Origin of the sequence: Bradyrhizobium sp. (assembly GCF_049798375.1) — a bacterium.
Taxonomy (GTDB): domain Bacteria; phylum Pseudomonadota; class Alphaproteobacteria; order Rhizobiales; family Xanthobacteraceae; genus Bradyrhizobium.
The window spans coordinates 1-5,574 of sequence record NZ_JBARGP010000035.1 but is presented as its reverse complement, the minus strand read 5'-3'; the positions used below and the strand labels follow the sequence as shown (position 1 = coordinate 5,574).

Genomic DNA, 5,574 nt, shown 5'->3' with positions numbered 1-5,574 from the left:
GAGAATACCAGGCCCGTGACCTTGCCCTCGGCACCGGTCGCGCCGATCCACAGCGCGGCCGAGATCGCGCCCATCATCATGCAGCCCCAGGCCGCACCCGCGACGAACTGCGCGACGATCATCACGTTCAGCGTACCCGTGAGTTCCGCGATCACGATCGCAACCGCACCGAGCAGGCCGCCGGCGCCGATCACGATCAGGGCACCGCGATGTCTCACGATCCGGCTGGCCGGAAACATCGCGACGTTGAAGCCGATCCAGAACACCGGCAGGAGCCATTGCAGCTCGGCCGACTTGGCGATGCGCAAATAGAAGAACTCGCTGTTGACGCTGAAATGCAGCTGATAGCCGAGCGCCAGAATGACCATGGCAATGATGACCAGCATCGACACGCCGCGCAGCGGCGCAGGCTTGGCTTGGAGCCGCTCCGCCTGCCCCAGACCCGGCCCGACCTGCGACAGTCCCAGCGCCGTCAGCAGCAGCACCACCGTGGAGATGATGAACGGCATCCTCGCGTCGGTGTTGCGCAGGAGCACGCCGAGATAGGGCGAGACCGCGCCTGCAAGGCCGTAGCCGAGCAACACCACGGCCGCAAGGAACGGCACGCGCGGCTTGGCCGCGTGCTGGCCGAGCAGGATCAGCGGCGGCGCCCGCAGCGCCGACGAGGTGATGGCCCAGACCAGGATCAGGCCGATGAAGATGATTTTGGCGTTTGGACCGGTGACAAAAGGCAGCGCCACGAAGGCGGCACACGAGATCGCCGTGAGCACGCCGATCCACGGCCCGAGCCGCCCGAAGACGCGCGCGATGCGATCGGCGGCCATGCCCATGGCGGTGTCGGTGACAGTGAACACCGCCTGGTCCATCATCAGGATGAAGATGACAGCCGAGGGTGCAATGCCGATGCCGGCCGCGAGCTTCGGCAGGTAAATCACATAGGTGGTCCACAGCAGCGTGAACACCAATTGCAGCAACGCCAGATAGAGGCCGAGCCGGTTCGTCCCGGCCTCGTCTTCGTCCGCAGAAATCTCGGTTGCGCTCATGATGCCCACTCCTGGGAGCCGGCTAGCATACAACCGGGGTGGTTCCGGTAAAATTGCGGTGTGTTAGCGGCGGTCGGGACGCTCCCGCTAACGCGCCCGCCGGAAGGTGAGATTGATGCGCTGCTGCCCGAGCAAGCCATGCTCGCCCTCGGCGAGCGGCGCCACGCCGTGAAACGCGAGCCGCGCCGGCCCGCCCCAGACCACGACATCGCCGTGCTCCAGCCGGGTGCGCCGCGTCGGATCGCTGCGCTTCAGCCCGCCGAACAGAAACGTCGCAGGCAGCCCGAGCGAGACCGAGACGATCGGCGCACCGAGATGAAGCTCGTCGCGATCCTGATGCAGCGACAGCCGCGCGCCGGGCTGGTAGCGGTTGATCAGGCAGGCATCGGGCGCGAAACCGGGAAAACCGGCCTCCGCTGCGGCGTCCTCCGCGAGCTTGCGAAAGGGCACCGGCATCGCCGGCCACGGCCTGCCGCTTTCCGGATCGATCGCGTCGTAGCGGTAGCCGCTGGAGTCGGAGACCCAGCCGACGTCTCCGCAATTGGTCATACCGACCGACATGCGATAGCCGCCGGGCGTGATCAAATGACGAAACGGTGCCTGTGCGGTGATGGCCTCGACCGCCGAGATCAGTTCGTGCTGCTGCGGCCGCACGAAGCCGCGCAGCAGCACGGCGCCATCCGCGAGCGGCTCTCGCGACGGCCCCACGGCGCCCAGGCTTTCGAACAGATCCGTCACCAAGTCCTACTTCGCATCATGAAAGATCACGCCGACCGTATGTCGCCGGCCGGACCGGAGCCGGCTGACGCCGTGGCGCATATTGACACGATAGGCGCCGCGCGTCCCCTGCACCGGGCGGACATGCACAGCGAAGGCGACGGCGTCGCCTTGGCCCAGCGGCACCACCTCGGCGCGCGACTGCATGCGTGGCCGCTGCTCCGTCAGCACGAACTCACCGCCCTCGAAATCCCGGCCCGGCTCGGAGAGCAGGATCGCGACCTGGATCGGAAACACGTGCTCGCCGTAGAGATCCTGATGCAGGCAGTTGTAGTCGCCGGCCTCGTATTGCAGCAGCAGCGGCGTCGGCCGGGTCTGGCCCGCCTTGTGACAGCGCTGCAGGAACGCATCGTGGTCGCTGGGATAGGAGATGTCGATGCCCATCGCCCGGTTCCAGCGATTGGCAATGGCGGCAAGCTGCGCATAGAGACGCGGACGCAACTGCGCGATCGGGTCGGGCAGCGGATAGTTGAAATATTTGTACTCGCCGCGACCAAAACCGTGCCGCGCCATCACCACGCGGCTGCGGAAATGGGCATCGTCGGGATAGAGCGCGCCCAGCGCACGGCACTCGTCTGGCGACAACAGGTTCTTCAGGATCGCGCAGCCCTGCCCGTCCAGCTCCCCTGCGATCTGCGCCCAATCGAGGGCATTGACGCGGGAGGTGATATCGGATGGAACAGATGTGGCTGTCTTTGCTACGGCTTTCATAGCCACAATATCGTATCGCTGGGCACGCAGCGCCACCCGATTCCGGCGATGTGATGGTTTGAGATCGCCTCCCTTGTCATTGCGAGGAGCGAAGCGACGAAGCAATCCAAATCGTTATCGTGGTCTCTGTATTGCTTCGCTTCGCTCGCAATGACGACCCTAGCGGCAGAGCGTCACCGTCAGCTCCGGATCACGCCCTCGACGCCGGCCGCGACCTCGAACAGTTTGCGGTCGTTGCCGCCGGACTGCGCCAGCATCAGGCCGACCGGGATCTCGCCCGCGCGGTGCGCCGGCAGCGAGATCGCGCAGCCGTCGATATTGTTGATCATCGAGGGGTTGCGGAGCGCGCGCAGGTTCTCGCGGGTAAAGGCATCATCCGCAGCGAGATCGCTGATCTTCGGCGGCGTGTTGGCGGTGGTCGGCAGCACCAGCGCATCATAGGGCGCGATGCGCGCAGCCGCGCGCGCGATCAGCGAGGGCCGCGCGGCGACGGTCTCGATATAGTCGGCTGCGGAAATGCTCGCACCGCGCATGATCCGCGCCGCCACGCGAGGGTCGTACACGTCACCCTTGCTGGTGATGAGATAGCGATGCCAAGCGTAGGCCTCCGCCGGAGAGAAGCCACCCTTCGCATTCATGACGCCGACGTCGAAGAATTCCGGCATTTCGATGCGCTCGATCAGCGCGCCATGCTTCGCCAGGATCTCCAGAGCACGCTCGAAGGTCTTCGCGACAGCGTCGTCGAGATCGTCGAGCACCACCGTGGTCGGCACCGCGAGCCGCAGGCCCTTGACTGGACGCGGCACGAGCGCAGTGATCGGCTCGTCCGCCAGCACCGCGTCGAGGATGGCGCAGCATGCGACGCTGTTGGCGAGCGGGCCAAAGCTGTCGAGCGACGAGGACAGCGGTATGCCGCCGTCGAGTGGCACGCGCGACTGCGTCGGCTTGTAGCCGACGATACCATTGAAGGCCGCCGGAATCCGGCAGGAGCCGCCGGTGTCGGTGCCGAGCGCGCCATAGGCCATGCGGTCGGCGACCGAGACGCCTGCCCCCGACGACGAGCCGCCGGGGACATAGCCCACCTCGCGCTTGTAGACGCTCTTCGGGGTACCGTAATGCGGGTTGATGCCGATGCCGGAATAGGCGAACTCGGTCATGTTGGTGCGGCCGATCACGACGAAGCCGGCCCGCCGCAGCCGCGCTACGGCAGTCGCGTCTGTCTCGGCCGGGACGGAATCCTCCAGCGCACGGGAGCCGGCGCGCGTCACCTGCCCCTTGATGTCGAACAGGTCCTTGATCGACACTGGAATGCCGGCGAAGCGCGATGGCGCAGCGTTGGCCCGGCGCAGCGCGTCCATGGCGTCGGCGGCGGCCAGCGCGGCGTCACGATCGACATGGATGAAGACGCGCTGGCCTTCGCCGGCAGGATCGGCAATCCGCCCCAGGCAGTCCTCGACCAGCTTGCGGGCCGTGGTGCGGCCGGCGGCGAGATCATCGGCCAATGAGGCAAGGGTCGGATGTGCTGCGGTCATGGTGTCCACTCGTGCTTCGTTCGCGGCCGGAACCGTTACGATCCCAGCCATACCGGACGGCCTCGCCGGCGACAATGCCGCTGCGGGAGACCCTGACCTGCGCGTTACTTCAACCCGAAATAGGCCTTCCGCAACGCCTCGTTGTCGGACATCTCAGCCACCGTGCCGGAGAAGCGGATGCGGCCGCCCTCGAGCACGAACACCCGGGTTGCGACCTCGAGGAAGCCGATGTTCTGCTCCGCAACGAGCAGCGCAATGCCCTTGCCTTGAAGATCCCGCAGGATGCGGATCACTTCCTTGACGAACAGCGGCGACAGCCCGGCCGAGGGCTCGTCGAGCACCAGCAGCTTCGGCTCCGACGCCATGGCCTTGGCGAGGCCCAGCATTTTGCGTTGGCCGCCGGACAGGCTGGAGGCTGCATCCCTGCGCTTGTCACGCAGTACCGGAAACAGCCCATAGAGCTCGTTGAGACGTGAGCCGGGATTGGCATGGCCCAGCGCCTGGGCGCCGATCCGGATATTCTCCTCGATGGACAGATCCGGAAACACCGCGAGTTCGGACATGTAGGTCATGCCGCGGCGCATCCGATCGCTGGAGCGCATCCGCGTGATGTCGTCACCGCCGAGGCGAATGCTGCCCTGGCGCGCATCGATCAGTCCGACCAGCGATTTCAGGAACGTGGTCTTGCCAGCGCCGTTGGCGCCCAGCAGCAGCACGGTCTCGCCCGGCCGTACGTCGAGATCGACGCTCCACAGCACCTGCATGGTGCCGTAACCTGCATCGACACCGGAGGCCGCGAGCAGCGGCGTCGCATCAGGCTGCATGCTCGCCTCCCAAAAACACCTCGATCACCTGCGGCTGCCTGATCGCTTCGGCGAGCTTGCCCTCGAAGATCTCTTTGCCGGCGTTCATGACAATGACGCGATCGGTGATGTGCTCGATGAAGCCCATCAGATGCTCGACCACGATAATCGCCATGCCCCTGGCAGCGAGCGCCTTGATGCGCTCCGCAATCCAGTCGAGCTCGGTCGGATTGAAGCCGGCCGCGAGCTCGTCGAGCAGCAGCAATCGCGGCGAGGTCGCCAGCGCGCGCGTCAAGTCCAATAGCTTCTGCTGCGCGCTGTTGAGATCGGCGGCCGGACGATCGGCGAGCTCGATCAGTCTGTATTCCGTGAGCAGCGCATCGATCGTGGGCGCCGACGCCGCAGCTCCACCATAGGCCAGCGCCACCGCGACGTTCTCGCGCACGGTAAGCGACAAGAATGGCTTCGGCACCTGGAAGGTGCGGTTGATGCCGCGATGCACGAGCTTGTGCGACGCGGCGCCGCCGATGTCGTGGCCTTCGAATGTCACCACGCCGCCATCGGGCGCATAGAGCCCGGATGTGACGTTGATCGCCGTGGTCTTGCCGGAACCGTTCGGGCCGACCAGACCCAGGATTTCGCCGGGTACGATATGGAAGCTGAGGCCGTCGAGCGCGGTGAAACCGCCGAAGCGCTTGACGAGATTGC

Annotated in this window: 6 protein-coding genes; all 6 read right to left on the bottom strand. The window is 66.0% G+C overall.

Annotated elements, in window-relative coordinates:
• A partial coding sequence (locus WA702_RS01200) for an MFS transporter (RefSeq protein ID WP_425108698.1) occupies positions 1-1,043 on the bottom strand: 1,043 nt, incomplete at its 3' end.
• 87 nt (positions 1,044-1,130) lie between these two features.
• On the bottom strand, positions 1,131-1,784 hold the full coding sequence (alkB, locus tag WA702_RS01195) for a DNA oxidative demethylase AlkB (protein ID WP_425108697.1): 654 nt from the start codon (positions 1,782-1,784) through the stop codon (positions 1,131-1,133).
• 3 nt (positions 1,785-1,787) lie between these two features.
• Positions 1,788-2,531: a 2OG-Fe(II) oxygenase gene (locus tag WA702_RS01190; protein ID WP_425108696.1), complete on the bottom strand. Its 744-nt coding sequence runs from the start codon at positions 2,529-2,531 to the stop codon at positions 1,788-1,790.
• A gap of 179 nt (positions 2,532-2,710) precedes the next feature.
• Positions 2,711-4,063 (bottom strand): amidase, encoded by a 1,353-nt coding sequence (locus WA702_RS01185; RefSeq protein ID WP_425108694.1) that lies wholly within the window; start codon positions 4,061-4,063, stop codon positions 2,711-2,713.
• 104 nt (positions 4,064-4,167) lie between these two features.
• The gene (locus tag WA702_RS01180) at positions 4,168-4,887 is read right to left on the bottom strand and encodes an ABC transporter ATP-binding protein (protein ID WP_425108693.1); all 720 of its coding nucleotides are present in this window, start codon (positions 4,885-4,887) and stop codon (positions 4,168-4,170) included.
• A partial coding sequence (locus tag WA702_RS01175) for an ABC transporter ATP-binding protein (RefSeq protein WP_425108692.1) occupies positions 4,877-5,574 on the bottom strand: 698 nt, incomplete at its 5' end. The genes WA702_RS01180 and WA702_RS01175, both read right to left, overlap by 11 nt.